General features: G+C 62.4%; 23 protein-coding genes and 1 pseudogene. 5 read left to right on the top strand and 19 right to left on the bottom strand.

The annotated features are described in order from the left end of the window. Positions 1-101 precede the first annotated feature (101 nt). Entirely contained in the window at positions 102-659 is a 558-nt protein-coding gene (locus NKI16_RS24780) for an SH3 domain-containing protein (RefSeq protein WP_023676915.1), read from the top strand. Between the two features lie 81 nt (positions 660-740). Here NKI16_RS24780 and NKI16_RS24775 read toward each other — a convergent pair whose 3' ends face one another. Further along, positions 741-1,100 (bottom strand): DUF4260 domain-containing protein, encoded by a 360-nt coding sequence (locus NKI16_RS24775; RefSeq protein ID WP_352570343.1) that lies wholly within the window; start codon positions 1,098-1,100, stop codon positions 741-743. A 10-nt stretch (positions 1,101-1,110) separates the two neighbouring features. Beyond that, the gene (gene irrA, locus NKI16_RS24770; protein WP_023676913.1) at positions 1,111-1,542 is read right to left on the bottom strand and encodes an iron response transcriptional regulator IrrA; all 432 of its coding nucleotides are present in this window, start codon (positions 1,540-1,542) and stop codon (positions 1,111-1,113) included. A 240-nt stretch (positions 1,543-1,782) separates the two neighbouring features. Here irrA and fabA point away from each other — a divergent pair, with 240 nt between their 5' ends. The 3 genes from fabA to fabI all read left to right on the top strand — a co-directional run bounded on the left by fabA (position 1,783) and on the right by fabI (position 4,470). Continuing rightward, the gene (gene fabA, locus NKI16_RS24765; RefSeq protein WP_023676912.1) at positions 1,783-2,301 is read left to right on the top strand and encodes a 3-hydroxyacyl-[acyl-carrier-protein] dehydratase FabA; all 519 of its coding nucleotides are present in this window, start codon (positions 1,783-1,785) and stop codon (positions 2,299-2,301) included. Between the two features lie 122 nt (positions 2,302-2,423). After that, positions 2,424-3,644 carry a beta-ketoacyl-ACP synthase I gene (gene fabB, locus NKI16_RS24760; RefSeq protein ID WP_352570342.1) on the top strand — a complete coding sequence of 407 codons (1,221 nt, stop codon included), beginning with the start codon at positions 2,424-2,426 and terminating at the stop codon, positions 3,642-3,644. 13 nt (positions 3,645-3,657) lie between these two features. Then, positions 3,658-4,470, top strand: a complete 813-nt coding sequence (gene fabI, locus NKI16_RS24755) for an enoyl-ACP reductase FabI (RefSeq protein ID WP_023676910.1) — start codon at positions 3,658-3,660, stop codon at positions 4,468-4,470. 36 nt (positions 4,471-4,506) lie between these two features. Here fabI and NKI16_RS24750 read toward each other — a convergent pair whose 3' ends face one another. The 10 genes from NKI16_RS24750 to rimP all read right to left on the bottom strand — a co-directional run bounded on the left by NKI16_RS24750 (position 4,507) and on the right by rimP (position 16,875). Beyond that, the gene (locus tag NKI16_RS24750; RefSeq protein ID WP_352570340.1) at positions 4,507-5,520 is read right to left on the bottom strand and encodes a class I SAM-dependent methyltransferase; all 1,014 of its coding nucleotides are present in this window, start codon (positions 5,518-5,520) and stop codon (positions 4,507-4,509) included. 89 nt (positions 5,521-5,609) lie between these two features. After that, positions 5,610-7,757 carry a polyribonucleotide nucleotidyltransferase gene (gene pnp, locus NKI16_RS24745; RefSeq protein WP_292654001.1) on the bottom strand — a complete coding sequence of 716 codons (2,148 nt, stop codon included), beginning with the start codon at positions 7,755-7,757 and terminating at the stop codon, positions 5,610-5,612. A 407-nt stretch (positions 7,758-8,164) separates the two neighbouring features. After that, positions 8,165-8,476 (bottom strand): 30S ribosomal protein S15, encoded by a 312-nt coding sequence (gene rpsO, locus NKI16_RS24740; protein ID WP_280940423.1) that lies wholly within the window; start codon positions 8,474-8,476, stop codon positions 8,165-8,167. 140 nt (positions 8,477-8,616) lie between these two features. After that, entirely contained in the window at positions 8,617-9,711 is a 1,095-nt protein-coding gene (corA, locus tag NKI16_RS24735) for a magnesium/cobalt transporter CorA (protein ID WP_023676906.1), read from the bottom strand. 133 nt (positions 9,712-9,844) lie between these two features. Continuing rightward, positions 9,845-10,798: a tRNA pseudouridine(55) synthase TruB gene (truB, locus tag NKI16_RS24730; protein ID WP_352455118.1), complete on the bottom strand. Its 954-nt coding sequence runs from the start codon at positions 10,796-10,798 to the stop codon at positions 9,845-9,847. Beyond that, positions 10,798-11,223 carry a 30S ribosome-binding factor RbfA gene (rbfA, locus tag NKI16_RS24725; protein WP_023676904.1) on the bottom strand — a complete coding sequence of 142 codons (426 nt, stop codon included), beginning with the start codon at positions 11,221-11,223 and terminating at the stop codon, positions 10,798-10,800. The genes truB and rbfA overlap by 1 nt, the downstream gene beginning before the upstream one ends. 123 nt (positions 11,224-11,346) lie before the next feature. Further along, positions 11,347-13,914, bottom strand: a complete 2,568-nt coding sequence (gene infB, locus NKI16_RS24720; RefSeq protein WP_352570339.1) for a translation initiation factor IF-2 — start codon at positions 13,912-13,914, stop codon at positions 11,347-11,349. Continuing rightward, positions 13,911-14,561 carry an RNA-binding protein gene (locus tag NKI16_RS24715; protein WP_352455116.1) on the bottom strand — a complete coding sequence of 217 codons (651 nt, stop codon included), beginning with the start codon at positions 14,559-14,561 and terminating at the stop codon, positions 13,911-13,913. Before NKI16_RS24715 ends, infB begins: the two co-directional genes overlap by 4 nt. A gap of 38 nt (positions 14,562-14,599) precedes the next feature. After that, positions 14,600-16,195 carry a transcription termination factor NusA gene (gene nusA / locus NKI16_RS24710; protein ID WP_023676901.1) on the bottom strand — a complete coding sequence of 532 codons (1,596 nt, stop codon included), beginning with the start codon at positions 16,193-16,195 and terminating at the stop codon, positions 14,600-14,602. A 47-nt stretch (positions 16,196-16,242) separates the two neighbouring features. After that, a complete protein-coding gene (gene rimP / locus NKI16_RS24705; RefSeq protein WP_023676900.1) occupies positions 16,243-16,875 on the bottom strand; it encodes a ribosome maturation factor RimP in 633 nt (210 codons plus the stop codon). Positions 16,876-17,156: 281 nt separating this feature from the next. Between rimP and NKI16_RS24700 the strand changes: the two genes are divergently transcribed. Then, entirely contained in the window at positions 17,157-17,321 is a 165-nt protein-coding gene (locus NKI16_RS24700) for a hypothetical protein (protein WP_352448601.1), read from the top strand. 60 nt (positions 17,322-17,381) lie between these two features. On the opposite strand, the gene trmB is transcribed toward NKI16_RS24700, so the two are convergent. The 7 genes and pseudogenes from trmB to ybeY all read right to left on the bottom strand — a co-directional run bounded on the left by trmB (position 17,382) and on the right by ybeY (position 24,038). After that, positions 17,382-18,083, bottom strand: coding sequence for a tRNA (guanine(46)-N(7))-methyltransferase TrmB (gene trmB / locus NKI16_RS24695; RefSeq protein ID WP_352614602.1), 702 nt, complete (start codon positions 18,081-18,083; stop codon positions 17,382-17,384). 11 nt (positions 18,084-18,094) lie between these two features. Then, a complete protein-coding gene (gene metK / locus NKI16_RS24690) occupies positions 18,095-19,384 on the bottom strand; it encodes a methionine adenosyltransferase (RefSeq protein WP_023676896.1) in 1,290 nt (429 codons plus the stop codon). 330 nt (positions 19,385-19,714) lie between these two features. Continuing rightward, positions 19,715-20,134 carry a helix-turn-helix domain-containing protein gene (locus NKI16_RS24685; protein WP_023676895.1) on the bottom strand — a complete coding sequence of 140 codons (420 nt, stop codon included), beginning with the start codon at positions 20,132-20,134 and terminating at the stop codon, positions 19,715-19,717. A 137-nt stretch (positions 20,135-20,271) separates the two neighbouring features. Continuing rightward, entirely contained in the window at positions 20,272-21,858 is a 1,587-nt protein-coding gene (lnt, locus tag NKI16_RS24680) for an apolipoprotein N-acyltransferase (protein ID WP_352756025.1), read from the bottom strand. A 93-nt stretch (positions 21,859-21,951) separates the two neighbouring features. Then, positions 21,952-22,421, bottom strand: a pseudogene (locus NKI16_RS24675) (VOC family protein). A 17-nt stretch (positions 22,422-22,438) separates the two neighbouring features. Then, entirely contained in the window at positions 22,439-23,512 is a 1,074-nt protein-coding gene (locus NKI16_RS24670; protein WP_023676893.1) for a hemolysin family protein, read from the bottom strand. Positions 23,513-23,540: 28 nt separating this feature from the next. Then, positions 23,541-24,038, bottom strand: a complete 498-nt coding sequence (ybeY, locus tag NKI16_RS24665) for an rRNA maturation RNase YbeY (protein WP_023676892.1) — start codon at positions 24,036-24,038, stop codon at positions 23,541-23,543. Positions 24,039-24,050 lie beyond the last annotated feature (12 nt).

The raw sequence follows: 24,050 nt of genomic DNA, 5'->3' as shown, positions 1-24,050 counted from the left end.
GAGCCGATCGCGGTACCGGTCATCCATGTAACAAGCGGTTCCGCCGAAGACAAAGAAAAATGGGCGCGAAGGCCGATTGGCGGGCGCCGAAAGGAACGAAAGTGTCTGGTTTCGCGTCGCTCCGCCTGACCCTCAGTGCAGCATTCCTCGGCGCTCTCATCCATAGCCCACTGGTGATGGCGCAAAGTGCCGCCGCACCCGCCCAGAGCGTCACGCTCGGACCAAGCGGCTTGCCGCTGCCGCGCTTCGTCAGCCTGAAATCCGGCCGCGTCAACTCGCGCGTTGGGCCGGGCGTCAATTATTCCGTCGACTGGATGTATATGAAGCCAGGCCTGCCGATGGAGATCATCCAGGAGTTCGATACGTGGCGCCGTGTGCGTGATGCCGACGGCTCGGAAGGCTGGATCAATCAGTCGCTGCTTTCGGGCCGTCGCACGGCGATCGTCGCCCCCTGGCAGCGCGGCAAGGACGCTCGCGTCAACCTCCTTGACGACCCGGCAAAAGATGCAGGCGTCATCGCGATCCTCGAACCGGGGGTAATGGGCACGATCAAGTCCTGCGATGGCCAGTGGTGCGAAATGACCTTCGACGGCCATACCGGCTGGCTCGCGCAGTCGCTGGTCTGGGGTGCCTATCCCGGCGAAAAGGTCAAGAACTGACCTTTCCGAACCGGAGATCAGGCCAGCGCTGCAAGCACCGGATCCGGCATTTGTTTCGCTGATCTTCGGTTCGGGGATGGTTTAGCGGCCGATGCGGCCGAGATGGGTATCCTGGAAACTGCTCGACAGCTTCAAACCATAGCCCAGAGCGCGGTCGACGGCGATGTGGGCGATCCAGATCAGCGCGACAGCTATCGCCATTGCATTGTCAAAGACGCTGCCGACAAGCGCCAGCAGAACGGGCAAGATCAGTATGTGCAAGGCGTTGTAGGCGACGGCGCCGACGCGCGGCCCGGCCATGTAACCCAGCATCGACAGGTCGGGCGCCAGAATGAGCACGGCAAACAGCCACCAGGAAACACCGGCGATTGCATAGAAGACAAGAGCCGCCACCGCGACGGCGACCCATTCGAGCCGGAGCGTCAAATCCAGGAATTTCATAAGGCGCCGGTCAGTCGCAGCGTTTCGGACGCAGTCTCACCACGATATCGACATTGGCGATCTCCATGCCCTCCGGCGGTTCCGGCAGGTTGGAAACCGTCACCGGGCCGCTGTCGATATCGAAGATCCTGTTTTCGCCCTCGATATAGAAATGATGGTGATCGGAGGTGTTGGTGTCGAAATAAGTCTTCGATCCCTCGACGGCAAGGATGCGGAGAAGACCGGCCTGGGTAAACTGGTGCAGAGCATTGTAGACGGTGGCCAGAGACACCGGCACGCCGGCGGCAAGCGCCTCCTCGTGCAGTTCCTCGGCCGAAAGATGGCGGTCGCCCTTGGCGAAAAGCAGATCGGCCAGCGCGATGCGCTGGCGTGTCGGCCTCAGACCGGCCTCGCGAACCCGCTTGTCCACAGCGACATTATCCTTCCGGCAACCCAGATCCATCTATCCGTCGCGCTCACAGTTCCGCCTCAGACAGGTCCAAAATGGCAGAAATTGAGCATCTGCCGAAACTGGACGTGTCCTGACATATATTCTGTCGACCGAATGCGATCAATAGCGCGCATTGACCCGGGCAGACGGGCAGGTTAAGCGCAAGCGCCGGTTTCCGGCCTGAAACAGATTGTGTTAGGAAACCACCGACAAGGGCGCCTATCGCCCGGGACGATCACGGGGACGAGATTGATGGCGGGTTCGAAATCCAGCTACGGTTACGAGGAATTGCTTGCCTGCGCCCGCGGCGAGCTGTTCGGACCGGGAAATGCGCAGCTGCCCTATCCGCCGATGCTGATGTTCGACCGCATCACCGAGATCAGCGAGACCGGCGGTGCGTTCGACAAGGGTTTCATCCGCGCGGAATTCGATATCAAGCCGGATTTGTGGTTTTTCGCCTGCCATTTCATCGGTAATCCGATCATGCCAGGATGCCTAGGCCTGGACGCCATGTGGCAGTTGACGGGGTTCTATCTCGGATGGCTCGGTGAACCCGGCAAGGGGATGGCGCTGTCGACCGGTGAGGTGAGGTTCAAAGGCATGGTCACGCCTTCGGTCAAGAAGGTGGAGTATGGCGTCGACTTCAAGCGAGTGATGCGCGGTCGGCTTGTGCTTGGCATCGCCGATGGCTGGCTGAAGGCAGATGGCGAGCCCATATACGCGGCAACGGATCTGAAGGTCGGTCTGTCCAAGCAATCGGCCGCCGTCTGAACGAAGACCCTACAGTACGACGTCTTGGACGTCTGATGAACGCTGTAGCACTTTAATTTTGCGCATGGTTCCATTCCGGAAATTGATTTCAGGTTCGGGGTCCGCGCTGGAAGGAGTTGCGAATGAGACGGGTCGTAGTCACAGGTCTCGGCATCGTGTCGTCGATAGGCAACAATGCCAACGAGGTGCAGACCTCGCTGCACGATGCCAGATCCGGCATCAGCTTCTCCGACTCTTTCGCCGAGCATGGCTTCCGTTGCCGGGTGTGGGGTGCGCCGACGCTGGACCCATCGGGCATGATCGACCGTCGCGCCATGCGCTTCCTGTCGCAGGGTGCTGCCTGGAACCATGTCGCAATGGACCAGGCGATCGCAGACGCCGGCCTCGACGGGGCCGACATCACCAACGAGCGCACCGGTATCGTGATGGGCTCCGGCGGACCGTCGACCCGTGCAATCGTCGAGGCGGCCGAGACCACGATCAAAAACGGCAGCCCCAAGCGGATCGGGCCGTTCGCGGTGCCAAAAGCGATGTCGTCGACCGCGTCGGCGACGCTTGCCACCTGGTTCAAGATCCACGGCGTCAACTATTCGATCTCATCGGCCTGCTCGACGTCTGCGCATTGCATCGGCAATGGCTACGAGCTGATCCAGTGGGGCAAGCAGGACATCGTCTTCGCCGGCGGCCATGAGGATCTCGACTGGACGATGTCGGATCTCTTCGATGCCATGGGCGCCATGTCGTCCAAGTTCAACGACAGGGCATCGGTCGCCTCACGCGCCTACGACGTCGATCGCGACGGTTTCGTCATTGCCGGCGGCGCCGGCGTGCTGATTCTTGAAGAGCTCGGGCATGCCAAGGCACGCGGCGCCAAGATCTATGCCGAGATCGTCGGCTATGGCGCGACATCGGACGGCTACGACATGGTGGCGCCGTCGGGCGAAGGCGCGGCGCGCTGCATGAAGCAGGCGCTCGCAACGGTGTCCTCGCCGGTCGACTACATCAATACGCACGGCACCTCGACGCCGGTCGGCGACTCCAAGGAAATGGGCGCCATCCGCGAGGTGTTCGGCGAGAAGATGCCTTTCATCACGTCGACCAAATCGCTAACCGGCCATTCTCTGGGCGCCGCCGGCGTGCAGGAATCGATCTACTCGATCCTGATGATGCAAGGCGGCTTCATCGGCGAGAGCGCCCACATTGAGAACCTCGATCCGGAATTCGAGGGCATGCCGATCGTGCGCAAGCGCATCGACGATGCAAGGATCGACACCGTTTTGTCCAATTCGTTCGGTTTCGGTGGCACCAACGCAACGCTGATTTTCCAGCGCTATTCCGCATAAGGATTTGCCGACCATGGACGGATTGATGAAGGGCAAGCGCGGGCTTGTCATGGGTGTTGCCAACGATCATTCGATCGCCTGGGGTATCGCCCGCAAACTGTCCGAACATGGCGCGGACCTCGCCTTCACCTATCAGGGCGAGGCCTTCGGGCGCCGGGTCAAGCCGCTCGCCGAGAAATTGGGCGCATCCCTGGTGGTGCCTTGCGACGTCGAGGACAGCGTGTCGGTCGCCGCGACTTTCGAGACTTTGGGGAAGGCGTGGGGCGGGCTGGATTTCGTCGTCCATGCAATCGGCTTTTCCGACAAGAACGAGCTGAAAGGCCTCTACGCCGACACGAGCCGCGACAACTTCATCCGCACAATGGTGATCTCCTGCTACTCCTTCACCGAGATCGCCCGTCACGCCGCCACATTGATGAAGGATAGCGGTTCGATGATCACGCTGACCTATGCCGGTTCGGTCCGTGTCATGCCGAACTACAACGTTATGGGTGTCGCCAAGGCGGGGCTGGAGGCCAGCGTCCGCTATCTCGCCAACGACTACGGCCCGCGCGGCATCAGGGTGAACGGCATATCGGCGGGACCGGTACGGACGCTTGCGGGCGCCGGGATTTCCGACGCACGCCACATGTTCTCCTACCAGCAGCGCAACTCGCCGCTACGCCGTACAGTGACGATCGACGAAGTCGGCGGCTCCGCGCTCTATTTGCTGTCCGACCTGTCCTCCGGCGTCACCGGCGAAATCCACTATGTCGATTCCGGCTATCACATCGTTTCCATGCCGACGCTTGACGAATTGAAGCAGACCGACGGCGGGCGGGAATAGCGCGAGCGACGTATCGCCGGCTTGCCCCGCAGGATTTCAGCGTCGCGCCGATAAGACCTTGAACATGCCGTCGCGGGCGAGCTCCGCATGGCTGGAGAAGGCGGCCGCCAGCACCGGTTCGTAGGGAAGTTGACGGTTCGCCACCATGAACAGCCGGCCGCCCGGCTTCAGCGCCTTGCCTGCCGCGCGGATCATGCCGGCACCGATTTCCGGCTCAGTCGCCCGACTGCGATGAAAGGGCGGGTTCATGACGACGACGTCATAGCGGCGCTCGACCGGCTCGCTCAAAAGATCGATCCAGAAGAAACCTGGCTCCACGCCTGTGTTGCCGAGATTGGCCTTCGCCGCCTCCAGCGCCTCGAAATCCGCTTCGTAAAGGTCAAGCGCCGATATGCCAGGTGAGCGGGCGCCGACCTCGGCGGCGACATAGCCCCAACCGGCACAGAAATCCGCAACGCTGCCACGCAGATCGTTGGGCAGATTTTCGATCAGCAGTTTCGATCCGGCATCGATCTTGTCGAAGGAAAACATGCCTGGCGCCGTGCGGAAGCAGCCCTCGACCACCAAATCCGGATTGGCAGCGCGAAGCGTTGCCGCGGCAACGGTATCGGCCGGCCGGCGAAACCAGAAGGCAATGCCGTGATGCTTCGGCAGGTGGCCTTCGAGCGGCACAAGGGCGCCGACATGCTTGCGCAGGCTGGCGATTCCATCGTCCTTGCTGCCGGCGACGACGATCAACCCGCCTGGTGCTGCGCGTTCGACCGCTTCGGCAACGCGCAACTCGTTTTGGCCGCGATGGCGGCCAGCGAGCACAAATGCCGCGTCGAAAGCCTCGCCTTCGACCTGCGGCGTGACCGCGAAGCCGGACGCCTGCAAGGCGCGAAAGTGCGGCCTGAAGCCTTGGACAAGATGAAGCTTGGCATCAAACCCTTCCGGCAAGCGAAAGCCGGGCTCGGCACCGAGAAAGAGTATGCGTTCATCCTTTCGTGGCAGGGAAACAGCACCGGCCTCGAACGAATGGAAAAGCGTTTTCAGCGGCTCGGCGGACATTCACCACTCTTGAACTGCAAGGCTGTTGTTGAAACGCAAACGGGCGCGACCTTCCGGCGCGCCCGCTTCGATTGCATAGTTAGATCAGCTTAGGCGGCGTTTTCTTCGCCTTCGCTCTTCTTGTCGCGCACGATTTCCTTGCCGGTGGCCTGATCGACGACCTTCATCGACAGGCGGACCTTGCCGCGCTCGTCGAAGCCCATCAGCTTGACCCAGACCTTGTCGCCTTCCTTGACCACATCGGAGGTCTTGGCGACGCGGTCATTGGCGAGTTGTGAGATGTGGACGAGGCCGTCACGCGGACCGAAGAAATTGACGAAAGCGCCGAAGTCGGCGGTCTTGACGACCGTGCCTTCGTAGATTTCACCGACTTCCGGCTCGGCGACGATGGTGTGTATCCACTTCTTCGCCGCCTCGATCTCCTTGGCGTTGGCCGAAGCGATCTTGACGGTGCCGTCGTCCTCGATGTTGATCTTGGCGCCGGTCTTTTCGACGATCTCGCGGATGACCTTGCCGCCCGAGCCGATCACGTCGCGGATCTTATCGGTCGGGATGTGCATGACCTCGATGCGCGGCGCGAACTCGCCGAGCTCGGCACGTGCGCCGGACAGCGCGTGGGCCATTTCGCCGAGAATGTGCTGACGGCCATCCTTGGCCTGGTCGAGCGCGATCTTCATGATCTCCTCGGTGATGCCCTCGATCTTGATGTCCATCTGCAGCGAGGTGATGCCGTAGGCGGTGCCTGCAACCTTGAAGTCCATGTCGCCGAGGTGGTCCTCGTCGCCAAGGATGTCGGAGAGCACGGCGAAGCGCTCGCCTTCCTTGATCAGGCCCATTGCAATACCGGCGACCGGCTTGGCCAGCGGCACGCCCGCGTCCATCAGAGCCAGCGAGGTGCCGCAGACGGTAGCCATCGACGACGAGCCGTTGGACTCGGTGATCTCCGAAACGACGCGCAACGTATAGGGGAACTGGTCGGCGGTCGGAAGCATCGGCCGGATGGCGCGCCAGGCGAGCTTGCCATGGCCGATTTCGCGGCGGCCCGGCGAACCCATGCGGCCGGTTTCACCGACCGAATAGGGAGGGAAGTTGTAGTGCAGGAGGAACTTCTCCTTGTACATGCCGGTCAACGAATCGACATACTGCTCGTCCTCGCCGGTGCCGAGCGTGGCGACGACCAGTGCCTGGGTCTCGCCGCGAGTGAACAGCGCCGAGCCGTGCGTGCGCGGCAGGACGCCGACTTCCGAGACGATCTTGCGGACCGTCTTCAGGTCGCGGCCGTCGATGCGCGAGCCGGTGTCGAGGATGTTCCAGCGCACGACCTTGGCCTGGAGCTCCTTGAACACGGTGCCGATCTGTTCGGACGTGTATTTGGCCTCTTCGCCTTCTGCCGGCGCGAACGCGGCCTTGACCTTCGCCTTGACGGCGTCGACGGCGGCATAGCGCTTCTGCTTGTCGGTGATCTTGTAGGCGTCGCGAAGCTCGCCTTCGACGATCTTGAGCATCTCCGCTTCAAGTGCGGAATAGTCCGGCGCGGTGAAGTCGCGCGGGTCCTTTGCCGCGACTTCAGCCAGCTTGATGATCGCGTCGATCACCGGCTGGAAGCCCCTGTGGCCGAACATGACGGCGCCGAGCATAAGGTCCTCGCCGAGTTCCTTGGCTTCGGACTCGACCATCAGCACGGCGTCGGCGGTGCCGGCGACGACCAGGTCGAGCTTCGATTCCTGCATCTCGTCGACATGCGGGTTGAGCACATATTCGCCGTTGATGTAGCCGACGCGGGCGCCGCCAACCGGGCCCATGAACGGCACGCCGGACAAGGTCAGGGCGGCGGAGGTGGCGACGATCGACAGGATGTCCGGGTCATTTTCGAGATCGTGCTGGACGACGGTGACGACGATCTGGGTGTCGTTCTTGTAGCCTTCGGCGAAGAGCGGGCGGATCGGGCGGTCGATCAGGCGGGAAACCAGCGTTTCCTTCTCGCTCGGACGGCCTTCCCGCTTGAAATAGCCACCCGGGATCTTGCCGGCGGCGTAAGTCTTCTCCTGGTAGTTGACCGTCAGCGGGAAGAAATCGAGGCCGGGTTTCGGCTCCTTCATCGAGACGACGGTGGCGAGAACCTTGGTTTCGCCGTAGGTGGCCAGCACCGCGCCATCAGCCTGACGCGCGATCTTGCCGGTTTCGAGAATGAGCGGACGGCCGCCCCATTCGATTTCCACTTTGTGGTAATTGAACATGTCTTGTCCTTCATATGCGGAAAGGGCCGCGCCGTTTCAGCGTGCGCGGATGCCCCTTTCCCTTGGCTTCCTTTCTCGGGCAGCCACGGGCAAGACAACGGGAGGCTCGGTTTATTCGGCGCGGTGCCGCACGAGCGTCCTGCAATCCTGCCCCATGACCGTCCATGGGCGGTTTCGAGCGGCCCTCTGCTGTTTCGAAACCGGGTTGGCCAATCGATCCGAGTGGCCTTGCGCGTGAACCCGAAAACCAGGTTTTCGGAAAATATCCTGCGCAAATCTAAACTTCAGAGCGTCCTTTGCGCATCCAAACCGATGCGCGGCGCTCTACTTCCTTCATGGAGCCTTGGATGACCCGATGCTCCAATGCGCGACCGGCGGGCTCTCGAAAGAACCCGCCGGTCAATTCGTCAACGGCGCAGACCGAGCTTCTCGATCAGCGTCTGATAGCGCGCGTCGTCCTTGCGCTTGAGATAATCAAGCAGGCTGCGGCGCTGGGAAACGAGAGCGAGCAGACCACGGCGGGAATGGTTATCCTTCTTGTGGTCCTTGAAATGGTCGGTCAGGTTCTTGATGCGCTCCGAAAGGATGGCCACCTGGACTTCCGGAGACCCGGTATCGCCCTTGGCGGTAGCGAATTCGCCCATCAATTCCTTCTTGCGTTCGGCAGTAATCGACATCGTGTTTTTCCTTGTCTGTTTGAGGAAACGGGACGCCCTCAGCCGGGATGTCGTCCAGCAGGGGCCGGTGCAAGCAACGCGTCAAAGCGCGAGGCTGCGGCGCATATAGTGCAATTCCGACAAAAAGGCCAGCCTAATTCACAAGCCGGCTTTTTGCTGCATAAACGGGCACTTCCGCCTAGTCAGAGCCATTTCTTCCATTTGAAGTACGCAAAGAGCCCGACCGCAACAAGCGCCATGAAGACGAGCGACAGGGGATAGCCGTAATAGGCTTTCAGCTCCGGCATGTTCCAGGGCGAGGTGTCGGGGTCGAAATTCATGCCCCATACGCCGACGAGAAAGGTAAGCGGCATGAAGATCACCGAGACGATCGTCAGATAGCTGATGACGTCGTTGGTGCGCGCCTGGCTGAGCGACAAGTGCATCTCGATCAGGCCGGTCAGCATGTCGCGCTGGGTTTCGACCAGTTCGATCAATCGCAGCGAATGATCGAGCGTGTCGTTCAGAAATATCTTGGTTTCGGCCTTCACATAAGAGACGTCGTTGCGGATCATGGTCGCCAGCGCGTCGCGCATCGGCCAAAGCACGCCCTTCAGCACATTGGCATCGCGCCGCAATTCGTGAAGCTGCCGCATCTGATGCTTGTGCGCCTGGTTCAGCATCTGGTCCTCAATGCTGTCGACCAATTCGCCGGCAGCCTCGATCGGCGGGAAATAGCTGTCAACGATGGCGTCGATCAAAGCATAGGCGAGATAGTCGGCGCCGCGCGAGCGCAAGCGGTTGGGCACCGAGCTTGCGATCCGCTTGCGCACGGGATCGAACGGGTCGCCTTCGCGTTCCTGGAAGGTGACGACGAAGTTCCTGCCGAAGAAGACGGCGATCTGTTCGTAGCGATGCGCGGTGACATCGTCGATCATCCTGACGACGACAAAGGCATGGTCCTCGAAGAAATCCACCTTCGGCCGCTGGCCGGTGTTGACGACATCTTCCAGCGCCAACGGATGCAGGTTGAAGATCCGGCCGATCTCCTCGATCAGCTGGATGTTGGCGAGGCCTGTGCAATCGAGCCAGATAACCGGCCAATTGTGGCAATGGGTGTTGACGTCGTCGATGCTGGCATTGTCGATGGTCTTGAACTTTTCGGGCGAGATCAATGTCAGCCTAAGCTCGGAACGGCGTGCCGCCGGGTCGGCGATCAGCGTGCCGGGCGAAGCCCCGACGGGCGGCCGCCGTGTGTTGAGCACCGCCCGCTTCCTGCCCGTCTCAGCCTTTGCCATGTGCCCCCTCGAATGCAGCGTCGGTGCCGCGCATCCCTTCGGACGGCAAACGACGCCGTCGCCCTGTTGATTTAGCGCATGATCCTTTCCCAAAATAGAATCCGGTTGGAGATCATGCGCCGAGAGACAGCTGTTACCCGATAAAGACCCGCTTTGGCTTGAACATGCCTTGCTCGATGGCGCCGATGGCGACCAGCTTGCCGCGCGCGGTGGCGCAGGCCTCCTCCGCTTCTACCGGCGCGTCACGGCCGCGAATGATGACCGGATTGCCGAGGCGGATTTTGGTTGCCGCATCATCGCTGATCGCGACCTGCGGCAGGCATTCGAGCGCGGCGGCGGTGTCGACCAGAAGTGCATCGATGGCACCGAAGTCGATCGGGGCGTCTGCTTCTTGCGGCTCGCCCTGCTCGCCGAAGCGGGCGGCTTCCAGCTCGGCCAGGGTAACGAAATCTTCCTGCGTGAACGGCTCGACCTCGACCCGCCGCAGCTCGGCGATGTGACCAAAGCAGCCAAGGTCGCGGCCCATGTCGCGCGCCAGCGAGCGGACATAGGTGCCCTTGCCGCATTCGACCTCGAAGATGGTGCGATCGGCCATGTGCTCGACCAGATCGAGCCGGCCGATCTCGACCTCGCGTGCCGGAATGTCGATCGTCTCGCCATCGCGGGCAAGGTCGTAGGCGCGCTCGCCGGCGATCTTGATCGCCGAAAATTGCGGCGGCGTCTGCATGATGACGCCGGTATATTTCGAAAGCAGCGCCCGTACGTCGGCTTCCGCCGGACGGCGGTCCGAGCTTTTGGTCGCCGGGCCTTCGAGGTCGTCGGTCGAACGCTCCTCGCCCCAGGCAACCGTGAAGCGGTAGACCTTGGCGCCGTCCTGGACGTATGGCACGGTCTTGGTCGCTTCGCCGAGCGCGATCGGCAGCATGCCGGACGCCAGCGGGTCGAGCGTGCCGGCATGGCCGGCCTTTTCCGCCTGGAACAGCCATTTGATCTTGGAGACGGCTTCAGTCGAGCCCATGCCGACCGGCTTGTCCAGTACCAGCCAGCCCGAGATCGGCCGGCCCTTCTTCTTGCCGCGACGCGCCACTATTCGCTGTCCTTCCGGTCGTCTTTGTCTTTGTCGTCGGCGCTGAGATCGCGCGCCACTTCGGGCGAGTGCAGCAACTCGTTTATCTTCTGGAAATTGTCGTAGCTGGTGTCGAGCCGGAAGCGGAATTCCGGCATGTACTTCATCTGGCGCAGCGCGCCGGAGACGCGGCCGCGCACGAACTTCGCATGCTTGTTGAGCGCCTCGATCACCGCCCCGGCATCCTTGGCGCCGAGCGGCGAAACGAAGGCGGTGGCGATCTTGAGATCGGGCGACATGCGCACTTCCGAGACCGAAACCACCGTGTTCTCGATCAGCGGATCGAGGATCTCGCCGCGCTGCAAGGTTTCCGACAGAGCATGGCGCACCTGCTCGCCTACGCGAAGCATGCGCTGGGATGGGCCTGATGTGATTGAACGGGGCATTTTTCTCTATCCTGAAATCGTGGGGCGCGGGATAGGACCGCACCACATGTCTCATATGGTTTGGGCGGCGGTCTTTCGACCACCGCCCGGTCTCGATGGATGCCCGAACTCGAACGTTCGAGCTCAGAGCGTCCTGGTCACCATCTCGACGCGGAAGCACTCGATGACGTCACCGACGCGCATGTCCTCGTAGTTCTGGAAGGCCATGCCGCATTCCTGGCCGCCCGGAACTTCCGAAACCTCGTCCTTGAAGCGCTTCAGGGTCTTCAGCGTGCCTTCGTGGATGACGACGTTGTCGCGGATCAGGCGCACGCCCGCACCACGCTCGACCTTGCCTTCGGTGACACGGCAGCCGGCGATCTTGCCGACCTTGGTGATGTCGAAGATCTCGAGGATCTCGGCATTGCCGATGAAGGTCTCGCGACGCTCCGGCGAGAGCAGGCCGGAGAGCGCCGCCTTCACGTCATCCACGAGATTGTAGATGATGGAGTAGTAGCGGATCTCGATGCCTGCCGCGGCCGCTGCCGCACGCGCCTGCACATTGGCGCGAACGTTGAAGCCGATGATCGCGGCCCCCGAGGTCTCCGCCAGCGACACGTCGCTTTCGGTGATACCGCCGGCTCCCGCATGGACGATGCGCGCACGCACCTCGTCGGTGCCGAGATTGTCCAGCGCCGCGTTGATCGCCTCGATCGAACCCTGCACGTCGCCCTTGATAACCAGCGGGAATTCTTTCAGTCCGCTGGTCTGCAACTGCGACATCATCTGCTCCAGCGAACCGCGCTGGCCGGCATGCCTGGCAACCGCCTTCTCGCGTGCCAGACGCTGGCGGTATTCGGTGATCTCGCGGGCGCGGGCCTCGTTGTTGACCACGGCGAAGCGGTCGCCGGCCTGCGGCGTGCCTTGCAGGCCGAGCACCTCCACCGGCATTGCCGGCGGCGCTTCCTTGACCTGCTCGCCGCGATCATTGACGAGCGCGCGTACCCGGCCCCATTCGTTGCCGGCGACGAGAATGTCGCCCGGCATCAACGTGCCGGTCTGCACCAGCACGGTAGCGACTGGGCCGCGGCCCTTGTCGAGCTGGGCTTCGATGACCACGCCTTCGGCGGTGCGGTCCGGATTGGCCTTCAGGTCGAGGATTTCGGCCTGCAGCAGGATCGCTTCGAGCAACTTGTCGAGATTGATGCCCTTGGTCGCCGACACCTCGACATCCAGCACCTCACCGCCCATGGATTCGACGAACACCTCGTGGCGCAGCAGTTCCGAACGCACCTTCTGCGGGTCGGCGTCATGCTTGTCGATCTTGTTGATCGCCACAATGATCGGAACGCCGGCCGCCTTGGCGTGATTGATCGATTCGATCGTCTGCGGCATGACGCTGTCGTCAGCTGCCACCACGAGGATGGCGATATCGGTCGCCTGGGCACCGCGGGCACGCATCGCCGTGAAGGCGGCGTGGCCGGGCGTGTCGATGAAGGTAACCTTGTGACCGTTCTTCTCGACCTGATAGGCGCCGATATGCTGGGTAATGCCGCCGGCCTCGCCGGAGACGACGTTGGCATTGCGGATGGCATCGAGCAACGAGGTCTTGCCGTGATCGACATGACCCATGATCGTTACCACCGGCGGACGCGGCTGCAGGTCCTCGGGACGATCGGCGATGTTGAACAAGCCCTCTTCGATGTCGGACTCGGCGACGCGGCGGACCGTGTGGCCAAATTCGGTGGCGACGAGTTCGGCCGTGTCGGCGTCGATGACGTCACCAGGCTTCAGGATCTGGCCCTGCTTCATGAAGAACTTGACCACGTCGACAGCGCGCTCGGACATGCGCTGCGCCAGCTCCTGGATGGTGATGGTTTCGGGCAGGATCACTTCACGCATGACTTTCTCGCGTGGCTCGTTATGCAACGCGCGCTTGAATTTCTCCTGACGGCGGCGCATCGACGAGAGCGAGCGGGCGCGCGCATCCTCGTCGGAAAGCGCCGAATTCAGCGTCAGCTTGCCGCGGCGGCGGTCTTCCTCGCCCTTGGTCGGTTTGGCCGGACGCGCCACTTCCGGCGTGACCAGACGGCGCACTGGTGCGCCGGCACCGGCCCGCTTCGGTTTGACCTCTTCCTCGTCATCGACTGTTGCCAGTTCGGCGGCGAGCGGCGCACGGCGGCGCGCCTCTTCCTCGGCACGGCGGCGGGATTCGGCCTCGGCTTGCAGCCGTGCCTCTTCCTCGGCCTGACGGCGAGCCGATTCCTCGCGCTCGCGGCGGCGGCGCTCTTCGTCCTCGCTGCGGCGCTTGGCTTCCTCGATGGCGCGCTGGCGATCCTCGACATCGCGGACCTTCGAGCCCTCGAGAGCCCGGCGGCGTGCTTCCATTTCCTGGCGCGACAACTCGTTCAGCACCATGCCGCCGCGTTCGACCGGCGGCGGAGGGGGAGGCGCCTTGGGAGCTTCCTGCACGGCGGGCGCTGCCGCGACCGGCTTCGGCGTGAAGACGGACACAGGCGCTGCCGCCGGCTCCGGCTTGTCGCCGGGCAGCGAGAACTTGCGCTTCTTGGTCTCGACGACCACCGACTTGGTGCGGCCGTGTGAGAAGTTCTGGCGCACCGTGCCCTGTTCCATACCGGGGCGCTTCAGCGTCAAGGTCTTCTTCGGCGTAACACTCAGCGTCTTGTCGTCGCCCGATTTCGTATCGCTCATTCCATATCCTCTGCGGCATCATCTTCGTCAGCAACGGCCGCAAGCATTGCCAGATCGTCCGGGGAACCGCCCCGATATCGGTCGAGCGCAACCATGCGCTTCTGGACCGCCCTGCCCGCGTCTCCCGCGAGAACGGCAGCATGTATCACATTTGTACCCCCCAATGCCAAGCTCAACTCGGCCTCGGAGAAAAGTTTGTAAGCGCGGATCGCAGGCCCGCCGAGGTGGACGGTTGCCCGTCGCGCCTGGCTTATCTTGCGGACGCCATCGTCGGAAGCCTCGGTCGCGTGGAGCACGAAAAGTGCAAGTCCGCCGCGCACGGCGCTCTCGACCTTGGTCGCTCCGAGCGCTATGGCGCCCGCCTTGCGGGCCAGGCCAAGCATGCCCAGAGCGGACCTGGAAAGCAGCGCGTCGACCATGCCGCCAAGATCGGCCGGCACGCTCACCTGCGCCTTAAAAGCACGGGCAAACAGGTTTTTGGCCGCTGCCTTTTCTATATGTAGGCGGTCGGCCGTCACCCAGCAACCGCGGCCGGGCAGGTTTCTCTTGATGTCCGGAACGACGGCCGAATCCGGGCCGACGACGAAACGGATCAGTTCATCCGGTTCGGCTTGCCTGCGGGTGACGATGCAGGTGCGATCGTTCATCTCGTCCAAGGGCGGGTTCGGTGCGATGCGGTTTCACCTCACGCACCGACGGTTTCGTCAGCCGGCACGCCCTCGGCGGCAAGCTCGTCTTCGGTGATCCAGCCAGCCTTCAGGCGAGCGGCCAGGACCATCTGCTCGGCATCGGCGCGTGATACGCCGTGGTTGGCGAGCACACCCGGGAATACCTTCGTCTCGCCGTCCTTGCGTTCCTTCCAACCGGTCAGGTCGTCGGCGGCGTAGCCGGCGAAATCCTCAATCGTCTTCACGCCGTCCTCGCCGAGCGTCACCATCATGGCGGTGGTGATGCCGGGAATCTCGCGCAGCTCGTCCTTGACGCCGAGCGCCTTGCGCTTCTCGTCATGCTCGGCTTCGATCTTCTCCAGATATTCGCGGGCGCGAGTCTGGATTTCCGAAGCCGTGTCCTCGTCGAAGCCGTCGATCGACGCGATTTCGCCGGAGTCGACATACGCGACCTCCTCGACGCTGGTGAAGCCTTCAGAAGCGAGCACCTGGCCGACCATCTCGTCGACGTCGAGGGCTTCCATGAACAGCGACGACCGTTCGACGAATTCCTTCTGGCGGCGTTCGCTCTCTTCCTGCTCGGTCAGGATGTCGATATCCCAGCCGGTCAGCTGCGAGGCAAGACGGACGTTCTGGCCGCGGCGGCCGATGGCCAGCGACAGCTGATCGTCGGGAACGACGACCTCGATGCGCTCGGCATCCTCGTCGAGCACGACCTTGGCGACTTCCGCCGGCTGCAATGCATTGACAATGAAGGACGCCGCCGATGGCGACCACGGAATGATGTCGATCTTCTCGCCCTGCAATTCACCGACGACCGCCTGGACGCGGCTGCCGCGCATACCGACGCAGGCACCGACCGGATCGATGGAGCTGTCGCGCGAGATGACAGCGATCTTGGCGCGCGAACCCGGATCGCGGGCGACCGACTTGATCTCGATGATGCCGTCGTAGATTTCCGGCACTTCCATGGTGAACAGCTTCGCCATGAACTGCGGATGGGTGCGCGACAGGAATATCTGCGGGCCGCGCTGTTCGCGGCGTACGTCATAGACATAGGCACGGACGCGATCGCCATACTTGTAGTTTTCGCGCGGAATCAGCTCGTCGCGGCGGATGATCGCTTCGCCGCGGCCGAGATCGACGATGACGTTGCCGTATTCGACGCGCTTGACGGTACCGTTGACGATCTCGCCGATACGGTCCTTGTATTCATCATATTGCCGGTCGCGCTCGGCCTCGCGCACCTTCTGCACGATGACCTGCTTGGCGGACTGGGCGGCGATGCGGCCAAAATCCATCGGCGGTAGCTGTTCGGCAATGAAATCGCCGAGCTGGGCGTCCGGATTGCGCTCGCGCGCCGAGGAAATGGCAATCTGCGTCGCGTAGTCATCGACCTTCTCGACCACTTCCATCAGCCGCTGCAGCTTCATCTCGCCGGTGTTGGCATTGATGTCGGCGCGGATATTGGTTTCCTGGCCGTAGCGCGAGCGCGCGGCCTTCTGGATCGCATCGGCCATGGCGGCGATGACGATCGACTTGTCGATCGACTTTTCACGCGCGACCGCATCGGCGATCTGCAGCAGTTCAAGCCTGTTGGCGCTTACAACCATCTTCTTTCTCCCGAGCTTGTTGCCGACCCTTACGGCCGGCAGCCCAATCACATTTCCTGTTCGGTTTCGTCTTCCGCACCCTCTGGTGCGTCTTCGGGTTCGCCGCGGCGTTTCCTGGCTTCCTTGCGCGCCCGATTGTCCTTCGAGAGCGCATCGCGGATAAGGTCGTCGGTCAGAATCAGCCGCGCTTCGGCAATCGCATCGTAGGGAACACGTACCGTCGGCTCCTCGCCGTAAGCGGCCTTGTCACGCTCGATCAGCACACCGTCCGCGTCGCTTTCGGCGATCTTGCCCTTGAAGCGCTTACGGTCGGCGACGAGAACCGATGTTTCCATCTTCACCAGATGGCCGGTCCAGGCTGCAAAGTCCGATTTGCGGACCAGCGGCCGGTCGATGCCCGGCGACGACACTTCGAGATGATAAGCCTTCTCGATCGGATCATCGACATCGAGCGCCGGCGACACCGCCCGGCTGACCTCTTCACAATCCTCGACCGTCATGGTGCCGTCTTCGCGCTCGGCCATGATCTGCAGCGTCAGCCCGTTCTGGCCCGACAGGTGCACACGTACCAAGCGGAAACCAATGGCGCGCAGTACCGGCTGAACGATCAGCGCGATGCGCGCATCGATGCCGCTTTCGCGGATGATGCGGTCGTCGCCTTCGCTTGCCGTCACTGTCATTCGGTCCTGTCACTCGATTTCTGTTGGTCGGCAGGTAATAAAAAAGAGCGGGACCGGGTGGACCCACTCTTCGTCACAGCGACCAAGAATTTGAAGCTGATATAGACGATCGTGGTCCTCGTTTCAAGCCCGTCCTGCATGACGGCAAGGCTCCGAGTCCGCAGCGCTGCGCCAAATGCATGGCGCCCGTGCAGTGATCCCCCTTTGAGCACCGGCCACGCACGACTATCTATGTTGCATTGCACAATTGGAGCGCTCACTGCGCTCAAAAGGGTACCATCATGAACAATCGTGGATTTTTTTCAGCCATAGGCGATGTCTTTAGCGTGTTCGGCAGCGCCGTAGCCGCGTCCCGGGCTGTGGAAAGCGGTCGCAAGCCGCGTGCGCATGATCTGCGCAATCTCGGCATGGAGCCGGCAGCCTTCGACAAGATCCGTCGCTTCTGAGCCAAGTGAGCGCCGAGAGCCTTCGGCCCGCTCGCCTTGTGCTCAGCTCTACTTTCCCGCTTATTTCCGCACGAAGGTGAGATAGGCGGGCCGTCGGCCTTCGCGAATGGCCTTGGCCTCATAGCGCGTCCCCGGCCAGCCATCATAGGGCCGGTGCCAGTCGGCTGCTTCGCTTGCCTGCCACGTGAAGGCGTCGTGCGCCCGACAATGCAGGAGCGTCCAGTTCACATAGCTATCGATATCGGACGCAAAGTGGAACTTTCCGCCGTGCTTCAGGACGCGCGCGAAGCGGTCGAGATTGACCGGGCTGACGAAGCGCCGCTTCCAGTGCTTCTTCTTCGGCCACGGATCCGGATAGAGAAGGTCAATGCCGTCAAGCGAAGCCTGCGGCAGCCAGTCCAGCAGACGTGTGGCGTCGTCGTCATAGACGCGCAGATTGGCAAGCGGCCGCTCCCGGACCGCCATCATCATCTTGGCCATGCCGTTGACGAAAGGCTCGACGCCGATAAAGCCGGTCGCCTGGCTGGCCGTAGCACGGTGCAGAAGATGTTCGCCGCCGCCAAAACCGATTTCGAGCTGGACAGCCGAAACTTCGGCTTCGAAAAGGCTGCGCAAGTCGGCCGGCGGTTCAACCGTCAGATCGAGCCTGTAGGCGGCGAAGCCGCTCTCCAGCGCCGCTGCCTGTTGTGGTCGAATGGTCTTGCCGCGCCGGCGACCGAAAAAGGCCTCGGTCGCACGGCTTGGCCGGTCCTTCGGATCCATAGGCGCCGCGGTTAGGCGGCGACTGCTTCGGCGACCGGTTCGGCGAGAGCGTCCTTGAGCGCCTTGGCGAGATCGGTCTTCTCCCAGGAGAAGGATCCGTCCCGGCCGGCCTTGCGGCCAAAATGGCCGTAGGACGACGTCTTGGCATAGATCGGCTTGTTGAGATCGAGGTGGCGGCGGATGCCGGAAGGCGACAGGTCCATCACGGCGCGCAGTGCACGCTCGAGTTTTGCCTCGTCGACCTTGCCGGTGCCGTGCAGGTCGACGTAGATCGACAGCGGCTGGGCGACACCGATCGCATAGGAAAGCTGGATGGTGCAGCGATCGGCGAGCTTTGCGGCAACCACGTTTTTGGCGAGATAACGCGCCGCATAGGCCGCCGAGCGGTCGACCTTGGTGGTGTCCTTGCCAGAAAAAGCGCCGCCGCCATGAGGCGCAGCCCCACCATAAGTGTCGACGATGATCTTGCGGCCGGTCAGGCCGGCGTCGCCATCAGGCCCGCCGATGACGAACTTGCCGGTCGGATTGATGTACCAGTTGCAATTGTCGGCAATCTTCAGGTCGCCCAGTGCTTCGCGAATATAGGGCTCGACGACGTTGCGCACCTTCTTCGAATCCCACGTCTCATCGAGATGCTGGGTCGACAGCACGATCTGCGTCACTTCCGCCGCTTTGCCGTCGACATAGCGGACGGTGACCTGGCTCTTGGCATCCGGCCCGAGCCTGCCGGCATCACCGCTGCCTTCATGGCGCGCAGCCGCCAGCAATTCGAGGATCTTGTGGCTGTAATAGATCGGCGCCGGCATCAGGTCCGGGGTTTCGCGGCAGGCATAGCCAAACATGATGCCCTGGTCGCCGGCTCCCTCCTCGCCTTGCCGGTCGGAGGCGTTGTCGACGCCTTGGCCGATATCCGGCGACTGGCCGTGCAGCAGGACCTCGATCTTGGCTGTCTTCCAGTGGAAACCGGCCTGCTCGTAGCCGATTTCGCGGATCGCCTTGCGAGCGACCGACTTGAACTTGGCCGGGTTGACAATCGGATGGCCGGCCGCATCCTTCAGGACGTTGCCCTCCTTGTCCTTCTTGAGCAGCGTCTCGGGGACGCGCACCTCGCCGGCGATGACAACGCGATTGGTCGTCGCAAGCGTCTCGCAGGCAACCCGGACCTTCCACGGGTCCATGCCGGTCTTTCTGGCTTCGCGATAGACGAGATCGACAATCTCGTCGGAGATGCGGTCGCAGACCTTGTCGGGATGGCCTTCGGCAACGGATTCCGAGGTGAAGAAGTAATTGTGCCGCGTCACGGGTGTCCCCTCTTGAAAAAAATATCGGCAGGCCGCCGATTTTGGCGCGCCAGTTGTTAACGGTGCCGGGCGTCGCTCGTCAAGCCATGCAGCCGTTCTGGCATGAATTTTGACGTTATTATCTTTGCATCCCAAGACGGCGGCAGGGCGCACTGCGATCAGCCCTTGCACCAACAGACTGAGGAAAACGGCTTCGAGGAAGCGTGTCGAGCGAAATCGATCTGCGCTTTAGCGCATTTGCGGAATGAACATCCCTCAATGCGCGCAGCCGCGAGAAATTGCATGCCCAGCTACGACGACCCCTTCCTTGTTGAACTCTTCACGGGCCAGTCAATCGACTTCGTCGGTGGAAAGCGACTTCACCAGCTCGATGATCTTGCGGCGCACTTTCACGTCGGCGATCTTGACGAAGGCGCGATTCAGCTGGAGGCCTTCCGGGCTGCCGCAGAATTCGACGGCGGAGGTCATCGAAGCATCCTCGGCAAATCCACGGTTGCCCACGGGCTCCTGACCGGGCGCATCCTCGAAAAAGAAGGCGACGGGGACGCCGAGTATGGAGGCGATTGCCTGCAAACGGCTGGCGCCGACGCGATTGGTGCCCTTTTCGTACTTTTGGATCTGCTGGAACGTTATGCCGAGGTTTTCACCCAGTTTTTCCTGGCTCATTCCCAGCATATTGCGGCGAAGCCGGATGCGGCTTCCGACGTGGATGTCGATCGGATTCGGCTTTTTCTTGTTTTCTTCTGTCATTTTTTCCTCGCCGAATTTTTCCGGCTTTTTCTATTTTGCTGCCCAAACGACGCCGCGGCCCGTGCCCCAACAGAACGACCTTATCGACTTCGAAAATTTTCAGGCGCTTACAGTATGAGTTTCTAATGTGTCGGCTGTCAATTCGCCCGTAGCCTTTGCCTTACGTTCAAAATGCATGCCGCAACGGCAAGCAAAAACATGATCAGCATTCCGTTAATGCGTCGTTGGCCGGAGGAAACGATGGCTTGGTTGGAGATCGGCACACGCACATCGATCGCGCCGCGTGCATCGATTGCCAGCGCGTCGACGATGCGACCGCGCGGGTCGACAACGGCCGAAATGCCGTTATTAGCCGCGCGCAACAGGGGCACCCCATTCTCCACCGCCCGGATCTGCGCCTGCCTGAAGTGCTGGTACGGCCCCGGCGTGTCGCCGAACCAGGCGTCATTGGTGACGTTCACAATAAGCTCGGCTGACGTTGCGTCAACTGCGACCAGATCGGGAAAGATGACCTCATAGCAAATAAACGGCAGCGCCCGGATACCGCCGGGCAGCGCGATCGGATGCCGCTCATTGCCCGCCGCGAAGGTCATTGGACCGGCAACAAGCTGCTCAAGCCCGAAGCGGCCGAGCAGATCGGCGAAAGGCAGGTATTCGCCGAAGGGTACCAGGTGGACCTTGTCGACGGCATCGACGATTTCGCCCCTTTCGTCGATCGCCACCACAGAGTTGTAGTAACGGCTGCCGGCCGCCGAGCCGCCTTCCTCGCGAACGACGCCGGCGACCAGCATCTGGCCATCGCCAAGCATCTCTCCGATCGCAGGCAGGGCATCCGGACGTTCGGTGAACAGAAACGGCACGGACGTCTCCGGCCACAGGATCAATTGCGGCCTGTCATGGCCGGGTTCCGGCGCCTTGGCCGAAAGCCCCATCATGGTGGCGAAGATACGGTCACGCACCGAGGTATCCCATTTTTCCGTAAGGTCGACGGCAGGCTGCACGATACGGACGTCAAGGCTGCGGGCGGCCGGCTTTTCGGGGGCGGCGAGCCGGATATAGCCGAAGCCGGCATGGGCGGCGACGAGAACGACAAGCAACGCCGCGCCGAGGCGAAGATGCCGGCGCGCCGCAAGCAGCGCCGGCAACGCGAAGACGAAGACCGCAAGCGCGTTCATGCCGACCATGCCGGTCACCGAGACGCTCTGCATCAGCAAAGGCACCGGCATCGCCGCATAGCCGACGGCATTCCACGGAAAGCCGGTGAACAGGAAGCCGCGCAGCCATTCCGCCAGCGCAAAGCCGAAGGCGAGCGCGGCGATGCGGCCGATGTCGTTGCTCCACAACAGCCGGGCAACCACGGCAGCGAAACCGTAAAAGAGGGCGAGCGCGAGGGGGATGCCGACCACCGCGAACGGCAAGGCCCAGGCGAAGCTGTCGGCCTCGACCAGAAGCGCCGAGCCGACCCACCAGAGACCGGCAAGAAAGTAGCCGAAACCGAACCACCAGCCGATGGCGAAAGCCGGCAGCAAGCGCCGCAGAAAACCGTCCGAGGCTTCGCCGGTCGCGCCGTCGAGTAGCCACACCAGCAGGGGAAACGAAACGAAACAGACGGCGAAGAAATCGTACGGCGCCTGGGCAAGAACCGCCAGCGCCCCGGCAAGAAACGCAACCAGCGCGCGCCGCCAGCCCCAAAGCAGAATTATCCGGCCGGCCTGGCGCTCCATCTATGCTTCCGAGTCGTGCGAATCAGGAAGCAAGATTTATCAGGCCGCGGGCTTGGCTCCAAACCGGATAAGAGCGAACAAGTCCGCTCATAGCTATCGATGCCAGCCTTCGATCTTCAGTCCACCCAGCCGCTCAGCCTCTTCGCGTGGGACGGAGCGGACAGTCTGGGAAAAGGTCCAGATATGGCCTTCAGGATCGCGCGCCCTGTACTGCCGTTCACCGTAGAGCTGGTCGGCAGGCCCCTCGACGATCTCGGCTCCCGCCGCCCTTGCACGATCGCAGTGGGCATCTATCCCGTCCTTGAGACGTACATAGACCGACTGCGTGTTCTTGCCTGCAACTGAAGCCGGGCTGGCTATATGGTCGGCCCATTCGGAATCGACGATGATATAACCATCGCCGAACCGCATCTCGGAATGGACGAGCCTGCCATCTGCATCGCTGACCACCATGCCCGGCTCGAAGCCGAAGGCTCTTCAAGCCAGGTCAATGCGGCTCGCGGATCCTGGTAGAAGACGCCGGAGCCCAGCGTCGAGTGCTTGAACGGGTCCTCAACCGGCATCGGGCAAGCCGCGTCCTTCAAGCCTGCTCGGTGCGGACGGCGCGGCGGCGGCGCTCGCCCTTCAGGGTCTCGACGATGCGCACGCGCTTGACGCGGCGTGGGTCGGCGTCGAGCACATGAAACTCGAAGCCGGGTATGGCCTGCACCACTTCGCCGCGCGCCGGCACCCGGCCAAGCGTGTTGAAGATCATGCCGCCGATCGTGTCGACATATTCGCCGTGCTCGCCGGCGGCGAAATCCTCGCCGATCATCTTGGCGACGTCGTCGATCTCGGCCTTGCCGTCGACGATGAAGACGCCTTCGCCGGCCTGGGTAATCATCGGCTCGTCCTCGTCATGCTCGTCCTCGATGTCGCCGACCACCATCTCGACGATGTCCTCGAGCGAGACGAGACCGTCAGTACCGCCATATTCGTCGATGACCAAAGCCATCTGGGTCCGCGTCGTCTGCATCCGCCCCATCAGGTCGGAGGCGAGCATCGACGGCGGCACGAACAGCACCGGTCGGATCAGGTTGAGATCGCCGATGGTGCGCGCCAGATCGACCTGAGCGAGATCGAGAACCGTCGCGACCGGAGTTTTCCTTGTCGTCCTGCCCTTTCTGACGCGGGCGACCTTGGTGATGTGCGCCAGCACGTCGCGGATATGAACCATGCCGCGCGGATCGTCGAGCGTCTCCGAATAGACCGGCATGCGGGAATGGCCGGACTGCTCGAACAGCCCCAGAAGATCACCCAGCTTCGTGGTGATCTCGACCGCCTCGATGTCGGCGCGCGGCACCATGACGTCCTCGACGCGCACTTCGCGCAGGCGCAGGATGTTGTTGAGCATGGCGCGTTCGCCAGGCGAGAAGGATTCTGCATCGCTCGCCGTTTCGGCAAGCGCACCGGCAATCTCCTCGCGCAGGCTGGTGCCGTTGCGGTGCCTGAAAAGCCCGAGCACGCGATCAAACAGGGAAGGACCGGCAGGCGATGCCTCGCTGGCGAAGCTGCCGGTCGAGGTACTCGGACTCGAGCCCTCTTCCGTCGTTTCGGAAGGCTTGATCACACTGCCGGCGTCGGAGCGGGCGGCAGTCTCTGGTTTGTCGTTCATCATCGTCCGGTCAATTGGTCTTTTGTAATTACGTGTAGGGATCGGGAATGGCAAGCCTCGCAAGTGCTGCGCGCTCTGTCGCTTCCATCAGTTCCGCTTCGGCATCGGTTTCGTGATCATAGCCCAGCAAATGCAGCAGGCCATGGATGACGAGATGGGAGATATGGTCCTCGATGGGCTTGTCTTCCAGTGCCGCCTCGCGCGCGACAGTCTCGGCGGCCAGCACGATGTCGCCGAGCATCGGCGGCAGAGGCCCGCCCCTGGCAAACGGAAAAGCCGGAAAAGACAGGACGTTGGTCGGCTTGTCCTTGCCGCGCCAGCCGGCATTGAGCGTACGGATATGGGCATCGTCGGAAAAGACGATGCTGAGCTCGGAACGGCCGTCGGCACCGGTTTCGGCAAAGCCGGCCGAGACGGCGTGGTCGACCAGCCGCGTCAGCGTCGTCTCGTCGGGCCAGTCGCCCGCCTCGATCGCGATGTCGATCTCGACGGGAAGCGGCCCCCCCGCCTTTTGCTCCTCAGCCATGCGGCCGCATAA

Origin of the sequence: Mesorhizobium sp. M0698 (assembly GCF_040320455.1) — a bacterium.
In the GTDB taxonomy this organism is placed as follows: domain Bacteria; phylum Pseudomonadota; class Alphaproteobacteria; order Rhizobiales; family Rhizobiaceae; genus Mesorhizobium.
This window is presented reverse-complemented; position numbering and strand designations above follow the sequence as displayed.